The organism is Corynebacterium sp. MSK074 (assembly GCF_030229735.1).
Taxonomy (GTDB): domain Bacteria; phylum Actinomycetota; class Actinomycetes; order Mycobacteriales; family Mycobacteriaceae; genus Corynebacterium.
In genome coordinates this window covers 1-14,331 of the sequence record NZ_JASPIX010000006.1, presented here as the reverse complement: position 1 = coordinate 14,331, position 14,331 = coordinate 1, and the positions used below count along the sequence as shown (strand labels likewise).

At 58.0% G+C, this 14,331-nt stretch carries 16 protein-coding genes; 11 read left to right on the top strand and 5 right to left on the bottom strand.

Translation table 11 applies throughout. The features are described from left to right. The first annotated feature begins 1 nt into the window (after position 1). From QP965_RS06940 to dnaB, 6 genes are all read left to right on the top strand, one after another. Positions 2 to 1,399 carry a glycosyltransferase family 87 protein gene (locus QP965_RS06940; protein ID WP_284844540.1) on the top strand — a complete coding sequence of 466 codons (1,398 nt, stop codon included), beginning with the start codon at positions 2 to 4 and terminating at the stop codon, positions 1,397 to 1,399. Beyond that, positions 1,396 to 1,584: a hypothetical protein gene (locus QP965_RS06935; RefSeq protein ID WP_005325940.1), complete on the top strand. Its 189-nt coding sequence runs from the start codon at positions 1,396 to 1,398 to the stop codon at positions 1,582 to 1,584. Before QP965_RS06940 ends, QP965_RS06935 begins: the two co-directional genes overlap by 4 nt. A 122-nt stretch (positions 1,585 to 1,706) precedes the next feature. After that, positions 1,707 to 1,997 (top strand): 30S ribosomal protein S6, encoded by a 291-nt coding sequence (rpsF, locus tag QP965_RS06930; protein WP_005326996.1) that lies wholly within the window; start codon positions 1,707 to 1,709, stop codon positions 1,995 to 1,997. Positions 1,998 to 2,046: 49 nt separating this feature from the next. Continuing rightward, entirely contained in the window at positions 2,047 to 2,592 is a 546-nt protein-coding gene (locus QP965_RS06925) for a single-stranded DNA-binding protein (protein WP_005325943.1), read from the top strand. 48 nt (positions 2,593 to 2,640) lie between these two features. Beyond that, the gene (gene rplI / locus QP965_RS06920) at positions 2,641 to 3,093 is read left to right on the top strand and encodes a 50S ribosomal protein L9 (protein ID WP_005325949.1); all 453 of its coding nucleotides are present in this window, start codon (positions 2,641 to 2,643) and stop codon (positions 3,091 to 3,093) included. Positions 3,094 to 3,563: 470 nt separating this feature from the next. Then, entirely contained in the window at positions 3,564 to 4,994 is a 1,431-nt protein-coding gene (dnaB, locus tag QP965_RS06915) for a replicative DNA helicase (RefSeq protein WP_005325950.1), read from the top strand. Position 4,995: 1 nt separating this feature from the next. Here the strand turns inward: dnaB and QP965_RS06910 are convergent, their stop codons facing one another. From QP965_RS06910 to QP965_RS06895, 4 genes are read right to left on the bottom strand one after another with little or no spacing between them, the layout of a single operon-like run. Further along, positions 4,996 to 5,460: a VanZ family protein gene (locus QP965_RS06910; protein WP_284844547.1), complete on the bottom strand. Its 465-nt coding sequence runs from the start codon at positions 5,458 to 5,460 to the stop codon at positions 4,996 to 4,998. Positions 5,461 to 5,488: 28 nt separating this feature from the next. After that, complete coding sequence (locus QP965_RS06905) at positions 5,489 to 6,790, bottom strand: MFS transporter (protein ID WP_284844541.1); 1,302 nt, start codon at positions 6,788 to 6,790, stop codon at positions 5,489 to 5,491. A gap of 9 nt (positions 6,791 to 6,799) precedes the next feature. After that, positions 6,800 to 8,953 carry a heavy metal translocating P-type ATPase gene (locus tag QP965_RS06900; RefSeq protein ID WP_284844542.1) on the bottom strand — a complete coding sequence of 718 codons (2,154 nt, stop codon included), beginning with the start codon at positions 8,951 to 8,953 and terminating at the stop codon, positions 6,800 to 6,802. 8 nt (positions 8,954 to 8,961) lie between these two features. Further along, a complete protein-coding gene (locus QP965_RS06895) occupies positions 8,962 to 9,162 on the bottom strand; it encodes a heavy-metal-associated domain-containing protein (protein WP_005325954.1) in 201 nt (66 codons plus the stop codon). A gap of 117 nt (positions 9,163 to 9,279) precedes the next feature. Here QP965_RS06895 and trxA point away from each other — a divergent pair, with 117 nt between their 5' ends. After that, a complete protein-coding gene (gene trxA, locus QP965_RS06890; protein ID WP_005325956.1) occupies positions 9,280 to 9,648 on the top strand; it encodes a thioredoxin in 369 nt (122 codons plus the stop codon). Positions 9,649 to 9,732: 84 nt separating this feature from the next. Then, the gene (locus QP965_RS06885) at positions 9,733 to 10,470 is read left to right on the top strand and encodes a PspA/IM30 family protein (RefSeq protein ID WP_284788000.1); all 738 of its coding nucleotides are present in this window, start codon (positions 9,733 to 9,735) and stop codon (positions 10,468 to 10,470) included. Here the strand turns inward: QP965_RS06885 and QP965_RS06880 are convergent. Further along, positions 10,467 to 11,564 carry an NYN domain-containing protein gene (locus QP965_RS06880; protein WP_284788002.1) on the bottom strand — a complete coding sequence of 366 codons (1,098 nt, stop codon included), beginning with the start codon at positions 11,562 to 11,564 and terminating at the stop codon, positions 10,467 to 10,469. The genes QP965_RS06885 and QP965_RS06880 overlap by 4 nt on opposite strands. Before the next feature lie 203 nt (positions 11,565 to 11,767). Here QP965_RS06880 and QP965_RS06875 point away from each other — a divergent pair, with 203 nt between their 5' ends. From QP965_RS06875 to QP965_RS06865, 3 genes are read left to right on the top strand one after another with little or no spacing between them, the layout of a single operon-like run. Next, positions 11,768 to 12,142, top strand: coding sequence for a GntR family transcriptional regulator (locus QP965_RS06875; protein WP_284844543.1), 375 nt, complete (start codon positions 11,768 to 11,770; stop codon positions 12,140 to 12,142). Then, entirely contained in the window at positions 12,139 to 12,942 is an 804-nt protein-coding gene (locus tag QP965_RS06870) for an AAA family ATPase (protein WP_284844544.1), read from the top strand. Before QP965_RS06875 ends, QP965_RS06870 begins: the two co-directional genes overlap by 4 nt. Beyond that, a complete protein-coding gene (locus tag QP965_RS06865; RefSeq protein WP_284844545.1) occupies positions 12,939 to 13,910 on the top strand; it encodes a beta-carotene 15,15'-monooxygenase in 972 nt (323 codons plus the stop codon). Before QP965_RS06870 ends, QP965_RS06865 begins: the two co-directional genes overlap by 4 nt. The last annotated feature ends 421 nt before the right edge of the window (positions 13,911 to 14,331 follow it).

The following is a 14,331-nucleotide window of genomic DNA, read 5'->3' as shown; positions in this document are numbered from 1 at the left end:
AGTGACAGCGAATCCGCACCAGCGCATTCCCGCCTCCTCAGAACCCTTGGCCCGCGGGGTAATTGAATTCCTCGGCGGGCCAAGGGGCCGTTTTGCCGGTGTACGCCGCACCCAGTGGTGGACCCCTCTGCGCGCCATAATCGCCGTCGGCTGGGTTTTCCTGGCGTGCGGATTCCTCTCGAAGGCTAATTGCGCCGGCGGCACCCGCGGTGATGACGGGGTCATTAGCCTGAATTGGGCGGGCAACCGCCAGTACACCTCTTTTTGCTATAACGACATCATCCCGCTTTACGGTGGCCGCGGCCTCGATGAAGGCGGCTTCCCCTATGCCTATTCTTGGCAAGAGGGTGACCTGACCCGCTATATGGAGTACCCAGTCCTCGCGGGCCTTTTCCAGGGGTTGATGGGCTGGATTGCCCGCAATACGTACTCTCTGGTTGAGTGGGCCGGCATCCCGGAGGCCGGATGGTACTTCGGCCTGACCGCCTTGGTCATGGCGTGCATCTGGGTAGGCGTGCTCTACATGGTCTACCTGCTGGTGGGCAACCGCACTTGGGATACCATCCTTGTCGCCGCCAGCCCCCTTGTCATCATCCACGCCTTCAGCAACTGGGATATTCCCTCCATCGCCTTTGCCGTAGGTGCGCTCCTGGCCGCCGCGCGCAAGCACCCTGCCGTAGCGGGTGTCCTCATCGGCCTTGGCACTTCCTTTAAGCTGTGGCCGCTCTTTCTCTTGGGGGCATTCCTGGTCTTGGCGGTGCGCAATCGTCGCTGGCCGCAATTTTTCTACGCCTTGCTCGCCGCGGCCGTGACCTGGATCGTGGTCAACGCTCCGGTGGCCCTGAAGTACCCGGAGGCATGGCGCGAATTCTTCCGCCTCAACCAAGAGCGCGGTGCGGAGTGGACCACCATTTACTCGGTGCTTAGCCGCAATACTGTGATTAGCTTTAGCCCTGAGTTCCTCAATACCTTCAGCCTGGTGGCGTTTTTGGCTCTCTGTGCGGCGATTGCGGTGCTGGGCCTGCGCAGCGCGCGGACGCCGCGCATGGCCGAGCTGGTTTACCTCATCGTGGCAGCCTTCTTATTGTTCAACAAGGTATGGTCACCCCAGTATTCGCTGTGGCTGGTAGTGCCCGCGGCCCTAGCCCTGCCACGCTGGCGCTTGGTCTTTAGCTGGGCGCTTGTCGACGCCCTCGTGTGGCCCCTACTCATGTGGCACATGCTGGGCACAGACAATAAGGGCATTCCGCACGAGCTGCTTGACGTTGCGATTGTCTCCCGCGACGCCCTCATTATCGCCATGGCTGTCCTCGTTATTCGCCAGATGTGCGGAAAGACCCCGGATAAGGTGCGCGATGCGCACGCCGGCCGCGATCCTTTGGCAGGAGCATTCGCATGATCGTTACCTATATCGGAATGGCATCCATCTTCTTGGGATTCCTCTGCGTGATGGGAGCCTTCTGGCTCTTCCACAATCGTGAGGATCGCCGCGGACCCATCGTGCTGGGGCTTTTGGCCATTCTTTTCCTCACCATCATTCCGGCGACGGCAGCTGTGTTTTTCGCCGCAACGACCACTGGTTAGATTTCTTTTCGCCGGTCATTTGCGGTACTGTAGTGGGGTTGCTTGACGCAACGTACCCTCCTGCTGCATCCGCAAAGGTGATGCAGCCGAAAACTACTAGACCATAGGAGGTGATGAGGTCCGTGCGTCACTACGAAGTCATGATCATTCTGGATCCTAATCAGGATGAGCGCACCGTAACCCCGTCCCTGGATAAGTTCCTCGAAATCGTCCGCCAGGAAGGCGGCAAGGTTGAGAACCTTGATGTATGGGGCAAGCGTCGTCTTGCATACCCCATCAACAAGAAGGAAGAGGGCATTTATGCCGTCGTCAACCTGGAGTGCGAGCACACTTCGGTTGCCGAGCTCGACCGCCGTCTGAACCTGAACGACACCATCCTGCGTACCAAGGTTCTGCGCACCGACAGCAAGTAACGGATACTGGGATCAAGCACAATCCACGTAACCGATAAGGAGTAAAGACATGGCACAGGGAGATACCAATATCACGGTGGTAGGCAACATCGTTGCTGACCCCGAGCTGCGCTTCACCCCGGCGGGTGCGGCAGTAGCTAACTTCCGCGTCGCCTCCACCCCTCGTCGCTATAACTCGCAGACGAACCAGTGGGAAGACGGCGAAGCTATGTTCCTGACCTGCAACGTATGGCGTCAGGCAGCGGAAAACGTTGCCGAGACCATGTCCAAGGGCATGCGCGTCATCGTTACCGGCCGCTTGAAGCAGCGTTCCTTCCAGACCCGTGAGGGCGATAACCGCACCGTATTCGAGATTGACGTCGACGAAGTCGGTCCGTCTCTGCGCTACGCCACCGCTCAGGTAAACCGCAATCCGCGTGAGGGCGGCAATAACTTTGGCGGCGGCCAGCAGCGCTCGAATAACAATAATCAGGGCGGTTTTGGAGGCGGCCAGCAACAGCAGCCGCAGCAGAACCAGGCTCCTTCTGAGGATCCGTGGAACTCCGCACCACCTGCAGGTGGTTTCGGAGGCGCTGATTCTGAACCTCCGTTCTAAGTCTGTCACCCGCAACTATTCAACTAACTCAATTGAAAGGCAGGGATCATGAAGCTGATCCTCACCGCTGCCGTTGAGAACCTCGGCGCCGCTGGCGAAATTGTTGAGGTTAAGGACGGCTACGGACGTAACTACCTGCTTCCTCGCGGCCTGGCCATCGTGGCTACCCGCGGCGCAGAGAAGCAGATTGAGGGCATCAAGCGCGCCCAGGAAGCTCGCGAGATTCGCGACCTGGATCACGCACGTGAGGTCCGCAACCAGCTCGAGCAGCTGACGGATGTCAAGGTAGAGGTTAAGACCTCCGAATCCGGTAAGCTCTTCGGTTCCGTTCAAGCAGAAGACATTGTCAACGCCGTCTCCAAGGCTGGTGGCCCTAAGCTGGATAAGCGCATCGTTGTGCTTCCTAAGGGCCTGGTCAAGAAGACCGGCAACTACCAGGTCGAGCTGAAGCTGCACGCTGATGTTATCGGCAAGGTGAACTTCTCGGTCGTTGCTGCCTAACTAGGCGCACGACGGTCCAAATAAGACCCAAAGACAACAGCAACGCTTTAGGCCTCAAGTTCCTGCTATGTGAGGTGGCAGAAACTTGGGGCCTTTAGCGCGTTTTCATCGGGCTGTGGATAACTGTGGAATTCTGTGGATAACTCTTTGGCGATTTAACTCTATGTTTACGCGGAGGCCTCTTTATTAACCCGCAGGTCAGGCCGCTTATCCACGAAGGGTGTGCCTATTTTCACACCGATAAAAACATGCTCTGAGCTGGGAGTTTGATTTATGCAGGTCATGGGCTTTTGGAGTTATCCACAGGCTTATGCAGGGCAAATATGGGCGAAGGCTACCGCGACCTGCGATTTTCCCAGCACCCTGTGGATAACTGTGGAAGTTATGCCCAGGGGGTGGTGTCCGGGCACTAGACTACACTGAGATTCCGATACGCTCGGATGCTCAAATAGCCACAAGGGGGAGAAGTTATGACCAACGCCAGCTTTGATGATGAACACCTGCCGCCGGAGCCGCCGCCGGAGGAGGAACCGGCCCCACGCCGCCGCTATCAGCAGGAAGAGCCAAAGCGCTATGGCGAATTCCGCCAACCCCCCGCGGACCGCGAAGCGGAGCAGGGTGTTCTGGGCGCAATGTTGCTCAGTCCCCATACGGTGATGGAAGTCATTGAGGAGCTGGAGCCGGAGGATTTCTACTATCCGGCGCATACGTTGATTTACCGCGCCATGCTGGATCTATACTCCGAGGGCAAGGACGTCGACGCCGTCATTTTGGCCTCCCAGCTCGACCGCTTTAATAACCTCGAGCGCGTTGGCGGCGCCCCCTATCTCCACACGCTGCTCGCCACGGTGCCCACGGCTGCGAACGCACGCTACTACGCCGAAATCGTCGCGGAAAAGGCAGTGCTGCGCAAGCTTGTTGATGCCGGTACTCGCGTAGTACAGCTCGGATTTTCCGGCACCGAAGATGCAGAGATCGAGTCCGTGCTGGACCGTGCGCAGCAGGAAGTTTTCGCCGTCGCCCAGCGCAAGACAGCAGAAGATTACCGAGTCCTGGGGGACCTTATTGACCCCACCATTGATGAGCTCGCCGCCCTGCAGCAAGCCGGCGGTGTGGAGCTAGGCGTGCCTACTGGCTTCATCGACCTCGATAAGTTGACCAATGGCCTTCACGCGGGCCAGATGGTCATCGTTGCTGCTCGTCCTGGTGTGGGTAAGTCGACCCTGGCCATGGACTTTATGCGCTCCTGCTCCTTGCAGCACGGTAAGTCTTCTGTGATTTTCTCCCTCGAGATGTCAGCTTCTGAAATCGTCATGCGCCTGCTTTCGGCGGAGTCAGAGGTCAAGCTGGCCGATATGCGTGGTGGCCGAGTTTCCACCGAGGACTGGGCAAAGATCGATGAGACCCTCAACCGAGTGCAAGACGCCCCACTCTTCATTGATGACTCACCAAACCTCACGATGATGGAAATTCGGTCCAAGGCCCGCCGCCTCAAGCAGCAGCACGGTCTGGATCTCATCGTCTTGGACTACCTGCAGCTGATGTCTTCGGGTAAAAAGGTAGAGTCCCGCCAGCAAGAGGTCTCTGAGTTTTCCCGTCAGCTGAAGCTTCTGGCCAAGGAGCTGGAGGTTCCTCTTATCGCGATCTCGCAGCTGAACCGTGGACCCGAGGCGCGTACGGATAAAAAGCCGCAGCTTGCGGACCTTCGTGAGTCCGGCTCGCTGGAGCAGGACGCCGATATGGTCATGCTGCTCTACCGCCCCGACTCCCAGGACCGCGATAATGAGCGCGCTGGCGAGGCGGATATTATCCTAGCCAAGCACCGTGGTGGCCCGATTGATACCGTGCAGGTGGCCCACCAGCTGCACTACTCCAAGTTCGTCAATATGGCGCACGGTTAAATTACAGGTCTACCACCGCGTTGGGGTCTCCCAATCGTGGGCCAAGGATGACCAATACCAAGAAAACCGCAGCTGCGGCAAGCGCCAGCCACCGCCATACGGGGAAAAGGCGTTCGCCGCAGAGGCGGGCGAATGCCGCGCCAACGAGAGCGCCCAGGGTATTGAAGAGAAGATCATCAATATCGGTGCGCCCTAGGGCGAAAACATACTGGCACACCTCTAGTACAAGGCTGAGGCCAAATCCCCACGCAGCTGTCTTCTTAACAGAGCGGCAGAGGCCGAATACCAGCATGCCAAAAGGGATGAAGAATGCGGTATTGCCCGCGTACTCAAATAGCGGGCCAAACCAGCTGTCGCCGGAAAATTCATCGAAAGGAACCCAGCGCAAATCCCGGGCGCGCTGATTTTCCGGTTTCCATAAGTAGCCAATCTGGTAGAAAGGCTTGAGCGTGGTCAATGCGACCATAACGGCCGTCCACGCGGCGAGGGAGAGCCTATTGAGCAAGCGCTATTCCTTTCTGCTCGGGCAGGCTAAAGGCGGCGGCAGCTGCAATGGCAAACGCTGCGGCGAATACGACGAATAGCCAGGCAGTCCCACCCGCAGCAAGCAGTGGTGGAACGATGAGTGGCGCCACAATAGAGGCTAGCCTACCGAAGCCTGCCGCCGCTCCGGTACCACGTCCTCGCAATGAAGTGGGATATAGCTCTGGGCCGATGGCATAGAGGGCTCCCCAAGCGCCGAGGTTGAAGAAGGAGAGCAGACAACCAGCCAGGATGATCAACGCTTCCGTAGCTGCTGCTCCATATAAGCCGGCCGCTGCTGCGGAGCCAAGCAGGAATACCGCGAGGGTTACCCGCCTGCCCCAGAGCTCGATAAGCCAAGCTGCCACCGCGTAGCCAGGCAGCTGGGCAAGGGTGATGATGAGGGTAAAACTAAAGGACTTCACTAGGGAGAACCCGTCGGCTACTAGCAGAGAGGGAATCCAGATGAAGGCACCATAGTAGGAGAGGTTTACACAGAACCAAATGGTCCACAACGCTGCGGTCCGCCTTCGTAGCTGCGGACTCCAAATAGATGCTGCGGGGGAAGGCGTGGGGTCTGGGAGGGCATCGTCCAGCGGCCGATCTTCCGCCGCGGTTTCGAAGCTGGCAACGATAGCTTCGGCCTCATCATGGCGGCCCTTGGATTCAAGAAAGCGCACAGATTCTGGTAGACCGCGGCGAACATAGATTGAATACGCGGCTGGCAGCATGCCAAGGGCCAGGGCCCAGCGCCATCCGGATTCACCCGTGCTCACTACGAAAGTGCCGATGATGGCCGCAAGGATCCATCCCAATGCCCAGAATGCCTCGAGAATGACTACCATCCTTCCGCGGACCCGTCGAGGAGCAAATTCGGATATGAGCGTGGAGGCAACTGGTAGCTCGGCTCCGAGGCCCAGCCCGACTATGAATCGGAAGATGATGAGAACCGTAAGTCCCCCAGCTAGCGCGGAAGCCCCTGTTGCCAAGCCGTAGATAAGCAAGGTGAGAGAAAAGACATTGCGGCGGCCGAATTTATCTGCCAGCAATCCGCCAAAGGTTGCACCGAGCGCCATGCCAAGGAAGCCCGCCGAGGCTAACCAAGAGGTCTGGCTAGGACCAAGATCCCAGTGAACAGCAAGGGCGGCCATGATGAAGGAGATTAGCCCTACATCCATGGCATCAAGCGCCCATCCAAGGCCGGAACCTAGGAGTAGGCGCTTGTGCTTAGAGGTGACGGGAAGGCGATCGAGACGTTCGGTGCGGCTGAGCATGCGATAATACTATCGCTGAACAGAAAAACCTTTCAGGCGTAGTGAGTTGGTAACTACAAAAACCGAGCTCAGTGCCATCGCGAGGCCGGAAAATAATGGGTTAAGCAGGCCAATCGCTGCGACAGGAATGAGTACGACGTTATAGGCGAAGGCCCAAAAGAGATTGCCCTTAATGATCGCAAGGGTGCGGCGCGAGAGCCGAATAGCATCAGCGGCGCAACGCAGATCGCCATTCATGAGGGTGATATCAGAGGCTTCGATTGCCACGTCGGTACCCGCGCCCATGGCAAGACCGAGGTCGGCTTGGGCCAGTGCGGCGGCGTCATTAATGCCATCGCCCACCATCGCCACGGTGTGCCCAGCGGCCTGCAACTCCTTGATGTGGTTCACCTTGTCCTCTGGTAGGACCTCGGCGCTGATGCGGTCGATCCCTACCTCGGCGGCCACGGCTTGCGCGGCCCCGGCATTATCACCGGTCAGCAGGTAAGGGGTGAGCCCAAGCTCCTTCATCTGTGCCACAGCGGCGGCCGAGCTGGGTTTGATGGTATCGCGCACCTCAATGACGCCTGCGGGCTGTCCGTTGACGGTGACGACCACCGGCGTGGCACCAGCGTCCTGTGCGGCGCGGAACGGCGCTTCCAGGTCGCCCAACGGGCCTTGGCGCTTGCCGACGCCCACCCGGACCCTCTCCACAGTTCCTTCCACGCCACCCGGAACCACTGCGAAGTCGGTAGCCGGCTGAACGCTGCGCTCTCTTGCGATGGCGCGAGCGATGGGGTGTTCGGAGTTGTGTTCCACGGCCGCGGCCAAGTCGAGGACGTCGCCGTGTACGGCGGTGACGGACATCTCTCCGGCCGTGACCGTGCCGGTCTTATCCATGACGATGGTATCGATTTGCCGCGTAGATTCCAGGATCTCCGGGCCTTTAATGACAAGCCCTAGCTGCGCGCCGCGGCCGGTGCCGACGAGGATCGCTGTGGGCGTCGCCAAGCCCATAGCGCAGGGGCAGGCCACAATGAGGACGGAGACCGCGGCGATAAAGGCCGGGGCCACCCCGCCGAAGAAGAGATGGGCAAGGAGTGTCAGCACTGCTATGGCAATGACCGCGGGGACGAAGACTTGCGCAATGCGGTCCACGAGGCGCTGTACCGGCGCCTTGGACGTTTGTGCATCCGTGACCAACTGGGCCATTTGGGCCAGTACCGTATCCTCGCCCACCTTGGTCGCTCGAACCTCGAGCTTGCCAGACGTATTAATGGTCGCGCCGGTCACCGCATCGCCGGAGCCGACCTCAACGGGCACGGGCTCGCCGGTAATCATGGAGGCGTCGACCGCCGAGCTACCGGCAACAACGATGCCATCGGTGGCGATCTTTTCGCCCGGGCGTACTACGAAGACATCGCCTACCTGCAACTGAGCAATGGGAATGCGTTGCTCGCCTCCCTCCCTCAGCACCGAAGCTTCCTTAGCACCTAAGGAGAGCAGCTCCCGCAGCGCCTCGGAGGACTGGCCTTTGGCCCGTGCCTCGAACCACCGGCCGAGTAGGAGGAAGGTAATGACCATGCCCACGGACTCGAAATAGATGTGATCCATCTGCGCCGCGTTCGCATCCAACGTCATGTGCATCTTCATGCCCGGTTCGCCCGCGTTGCCAAAAAACAGCGCCCACAGCGACCAAAAATAAGCCGCCGAGGTTCCCATGGTGATAAGCGTGTCCATGGTGAAAGAACCGTGCTTGAGGTTTGTCCACGTAGCGGTGTGGAAAGGCGCGCCACCAAAGATATAAACGATGGTGGCCACGATGGCGCAGGCCCACTGCCAATTGGGAAATTGCAGTGCCGGCCACATCGAGACCACCATGAGCGGCAGCGATAGGGCGCCCGAGATAATGGTGCGGCGCAGCAGGCCCCCGTCACTGCTCTTCTCGGCTTGGGGCTCCTCCGCTTTCGCCCCCGCCATATCGAAGGCGCCGTAACCTGCGCCCTCCACCACCGAAATGAGCTCCTGTGGACTTACCGTCTGGGAGTCATACTCGATGGCCGCCGCCTCGGTAGCGAAATTGACGCTGGCGCTTACTCCCTCGAGCTTGTTTAGCTTGCGCTCGACGCGGGAGGAGCAGGAGGTGCACGTCATCCCCGTTACGCCAAGGTCCAAGTGGGACATGGTGGTTCCTACTTCAGCGTGTAGCCGGCCTCTGCCACGGCGGCCGCTACCTGTTCATCGGTGAAATCGGTGCCAGTAACCGTGACGGCGCCGGTGGTGTGGTCAGCAGTGACCTCGCTAACGCCGGAAATTTCGCCGACCTCTTCTTTTACCGACATTTCGCAATGTCCGCAGGTCATGCCCTCTACGGTGTAGTTCTTGGTGCTCATGATGATCCTTTCTTGGGGTTGATTTCCTGGCCCATTTTATGCCCCCCAGGGGTATATGACAAGGATATTTCATGTACGTTGGGGAATAAAGCAATCCGCAAAGGAGTTAGAACAACCATGGCTACTATCGATGTCACCGAAGAAAACTTTGAAGAAACCGTTACCGGCGAGGGCATTACGCTCGTAGACGCTTGGGCTGATTGGTGCGGCCCCTGCAAGCGCTTTGCGCCGGTTTTTGAAAAGGCCTCCGAAGAGCACACGGATGCTACCTTTGCCAAGCTCGATACCGAGGCTAACCAAGGCCTCGCATCCGCGCTGGAGATTCAGTCTATTCCTACGCTGATGATCTTCCGCGATGGCATCTTGGTCTTCCGCGAGGCTGGCGCGCTGCCACCTGCAGCATTGGAAGACCTGCTGAAGCAGGTCAAGGAGCTCGATATGGCGGAGGTTCGCCGCCAGGTAGAAGAGCAGAACGCGCAGGGTTAATCCCCGCTAGCTTCCTAGGCGCTTTCTGGTGAGTATCGCTAAACTCGCTAGAAAGCGTCTTTTTATGTCCAAAAGGAGAAGATAATGGCTAACCCCTTCAGCAAGGGCTGGAAGTACATGATGAGTTCCTTCGATCAGAAGATTGATGAGAACGCTGATCCGAAGGTGCAGATCCAGCAGGCCGTCCAGGCCGCTAAGGAGCAGCACCAGCAGATTTCTGATCACGCCGCAGAAATCATCGGCCATAAGTCCCAGCTGGAGATGCAGATGAACCGCCTGGTCAAGTCCCAGCAGGATTACCAGTCTCAAACCCAGCGTGCGTTGGAGCTGGCGGATTCTGCGGAGGATCCGCAAAAAGCTTCCGAATATAACCAGGCTGCGGAAGTGGTTGCCTCCCAGCTGGTAGCAGTGGAGCAGGAGCTGGAAGACGTTAAGCAGCAGTACGCCGCCGCGGAGCAGGCTGCCGCTCAGGCCAAGAGCCAGCAGCAGCAGTCTGAGGTGCGCTTGAAGGAACAGCTGGCCCAGGTTAGCCAGCTGGAGGCTCAGGCGGACCAGGCGGCTATGCAGGAAAAGAACGCCCAGGCTATTGATTCCATGAATCAGCTCAACCCGGACGATTCTGTACCTACTCTTGATTCTGTGCGTGCCAAGATTGAAAAGCGCTACGCCGATGCCCTTGGCGCGCAAGAATTGCAGCACGCCACCGGCGGCGATCGCATTAATGAGATCCAAGCCGCCGGCAATGACATGAAGGCGACTGCTCGCCTCGATGCCATCCGGGCGGATCTTAAAAAGAAGAAAGAGCTCGAGTCTGGCGATTAATTCTGCCGGCGAACATTAATCAGAACCCCACGAATCCCTGAGTGGAATCCATCGCGCAGGTTCACGCGTTGGGTTTCGGTCAGGGTGTATTCGTGCAGGGTCTCGCAGGCAAACTGCAACAGCGGACGGTCGATCTCCGGGGGGAGCCCGCCGCCTGAAAGTAGATGTGCCTGATCTCGCTGCTCGGTGCTAGCAGCGTTATCGAACCACCACGAGGCGTATTGCTGGCCCACGTCGAATGGGGATTGGAAGCCGGCCGAGCTCCATACTTCTTCCGGTAGCGGTACATATTTGGACCGCAGCTTGCGGCGCGGTGCCATCATGGATGGCTTGGGCGCCGGCTTCTCCGCCGGGGAGCCCTCCTCGGCGGAGGAATCCTCTGCTGGTTCCACCTTGGGCGGAGCCGGCTTGGGTGTCGGGGCCGGGGTGGGCTTTTCTGTGGCGCCGAAGGCTGCCTCCACCTCTGAGGGCTCGCCGCATTCATCCGGTTCGGGCATTTCCTCGCCCTCTTTATGCGCATTTTCGCGCACCACTGGAGGAAGCGGGCCTTCTAGGACCTGCAATTCCATAGCGTCTGCGAAGTCCTCGCGAGGGTCCAAGATGGTGGTGGAATCGCAGGCATGGCGCAGTGCGGAGGACATGGAGTCCCAGCCAAACCCATAAAGATGTACGCGGATGCCATTATCCACGGCGGCTTGAGCGCCGGGAATCATGTCGGCATCGCCGCTGACGAGGACGAAGTCGGTGAATTGTCCCTTCATGGCGGCGATGACCATGTCCGCTACGAGGCGGGTATCTACGGCCTTTTGGGTGCGGCGCTCGCCCCATTCGATGAGCTGACCGGTGCGCAGTTGCACACCTTCGCAGGTGCGCAGGGCGCGCTGGTAGCGGTGTGGGCCGGTATCGGGAATGCCGTCATACCAATATTGGCGCTGGATTGGGGTTCCCAGTTGGTTCTCGATCATCCCGCCCATGGTGCTGACCACCTCGGGCAGATCGATTTCTAGCTGTGCGCGGGCACCCGTTTCCCACGAGTTGTAGAAGCTTGCGAGCAAGTATGAGGTATCGACAAAGACGAGTGTGCGTTCAAGCATGGCTCCTAAGTTCCGTTCTAATTGTTATAAATAAAATTCTTTGTGGTTTCCAGTGTGCCCCATTAGTCACAAAACGTCGATAACCTTGGACAAAATCCCAGCGCAGTGGCAGCAAAAAAGTTTTCTCTTTGGAAGTATTGCAGGGGTGGGGTGTTGCCGATATGGTTGGTTACACAAGTAACTAACCAACGAACTGAGAGTCAATGGATAATTCCACGCAACCACTCTTCCGCCAGATTGCTTCTCTGGTGGAGGACGCCATCGTGGATGGCACCTTGGGCGAGGGGGATAGGGCTCCTTCCACTAACGAGCTTGCTGATTTTCACAACATCAACCCGGCCACTGCCCGGAAGGGGATAAACCTCCTTGTGGATATCGGGGTGCTGGATAAGCGCCGCGGCATTGGCATGTTTGTGGCAGAAGGGGCCCTGAACACGATCCGCGAGCGCCGCCGCGCTGATTTCGCGGCGGAGTATATGGCACCGCTTGTCGACGAAGCCGTTCGTCTAGGTTACGACCGCGCCCAGCTCCATGACCTATTTGATCGCGTTGCAGAAAGCCGAGGAATGTACTCATGATTAAAACACGAGAATTCACTTTTGCTGATGGCCTCACGCACGGCTTAGTTGGCCCCAACGGCATTGGCAAAACCACGCTCCTGCGCAAGATTGCCGGACAAATCCAAGCTGGCGGTATTACGGTTTTCGGCGAGGAACCCTTTGACAAGCAATCGGTCCTTAACCGAGTCATTTTGATGGGGATTGATAACCCGCTGCCGGATTCCTGGGGCATCGGAAAGCTGGGCGTTATTGGTAAGGCGCGCTGGCCGCGCTGGGATGAGGAGCGGTTCAATGAGCTGCTGGTTCGCTTTGACGTGCCGGCCAAGGCCTACTCTGCCCTTTCCCGCGGGCAAAAGTCTGCGGTGGGCTTCATCTTCGCCGTTGCTTCTGGCTGTGAAGTCATGCTTCTTGATGAGCCCTATCTCGGCCTCGACACACAGCGCCGCGAGCTTTTCTATCAGGTCCTTCGTGAGGAACACGGCCGTACCATCGTCATCTCCACCCATCACCTCAATGAGGTGGCGGGCCTCCTCGATACCGTCTCGCTGATGGGCGATAACCCCATTTCCGGTCCCATCGATGACTTCATCGAGGGAATTCTGGAGCTCACCGGACCATCCGAGTCCCTCACCGCAGCGGTCGAAGAGCTTGGCCTTCCTGCACTGAGTAGGCAAACCACACCCTTAGGGGAACGCGTGCTTATCGACGCCCGTTCCGCTTCCACTGATCCCATTTTCCGCATTGCCCAGGCCCACGGCCTGCGTGTCAATGAGGTCTCTTTGGAGCGTGCGGTACTGGCATTGGAGGAGAGGTCATGAAACTACTGTGGTACCTAGGAGATTGGTGGCTCTGGACCTTTTTCCTGTTCGCATTATTGGTCATGCCAGTCATGGCAGAGGGAACGTGGAGCGCGCTCCCCGTAATCGCTTCCTTGGGGCTCGTGCTCTCCCTAAAGCCTGATTTTCAGAAATATCAACTAGTGGGCCTGGGTTCGAGAATCTGGAACGAACATCGTCGCATTCTCGTCGCGCTATTCGCACTAGCGGCAGCTATTGGCGCCCTCACCGTGCAGCTGTGGTGGGCATTGCCTGTCTATGCAGTCGCGGCGGTATGGGTCATGTATCGCAGCGCTACTCCGAAACGCTCCGGGTACACCACCACCGGCACCCAACCCTCAAGCGGATTTGGCTGGTTCCCGCGCACCCTGGCCGGGCAAGCGATATACCACCCACAAGCCAAAGCATGGTGTGGGGCGTGCTTGGCGCAGATGATCGGCTTAGTTCTCCACCAGTATAGGGACGCGGCTTCAGTGCTCGAATTCCTCGGCACCTTCATCTGGGTACTGACTTTTCTGCTACTCGCGGCGGTTTCAGGCAGCTTAAGAAAATCCCTCCGCGAATACACGGTTATGGGAGGAAGTCGTAGAAATTGGGCCCGGCATACTGCAGTGCTCGGGCTGATACCGGTCTTCGCGGCCATCAGTATCAGCGCCGCACTGACGAATGACAGTGAACTCGTTACGGCCATCGCATTGCTTAGCGCCACCTGCGCCCCGGTTTTGGTCACTCTGGAATTTCTGGGAAAGAAGAACTGGCACCTATTCATCCTGTATGCGGTCCTCATAGCCGGAATAGTCGTCATTTACGCCCAAACCCCCATCTCCGTAATTGCCAAGTTCTTCTTGGCGGTGGCCTTCTATGCAGTATGGGCATTGACCCTCCCCAGCTACATTCGCAGAGCAAATGTCCACGGTGGCGGAATCAGCGGCTGGTTGGGCATAACTTAAAGCCCTCAAAATAGTAATTGGCCTGGGGATTTGTGTTTGTTTGAGTGGCTGTGTAACTTAATACGAGTCAGCGCGACCGACAGCGCCCCACAGGAACAAGAAAGTTCCTGGCTGAAGCGGCGATAGGAAAACAGGCCCTGACGAAATAAATTTTTTGCTCACAACGAGCTACATGCGAAGGTATGTGGTTGTTGTGTGGTGATGATGTTTGAGAACTCAATAGTGTGCCAATGTACTTTTTATTTTTTGTGTGCATGGTTGTGTGTTGATTGGTTTGTCTGCCAGCAGGCCTAGGTGGTTTGTTGGTTGGTGTGTGCCGGTTGGGTATGTGGAACACGTACTCTTTTGAATGCTGTTTGGTGTTTCGGCTGCATTGAGATGGATTGGTTGGCATGTGATTGTGTTCAACTTTTTGGTTTCC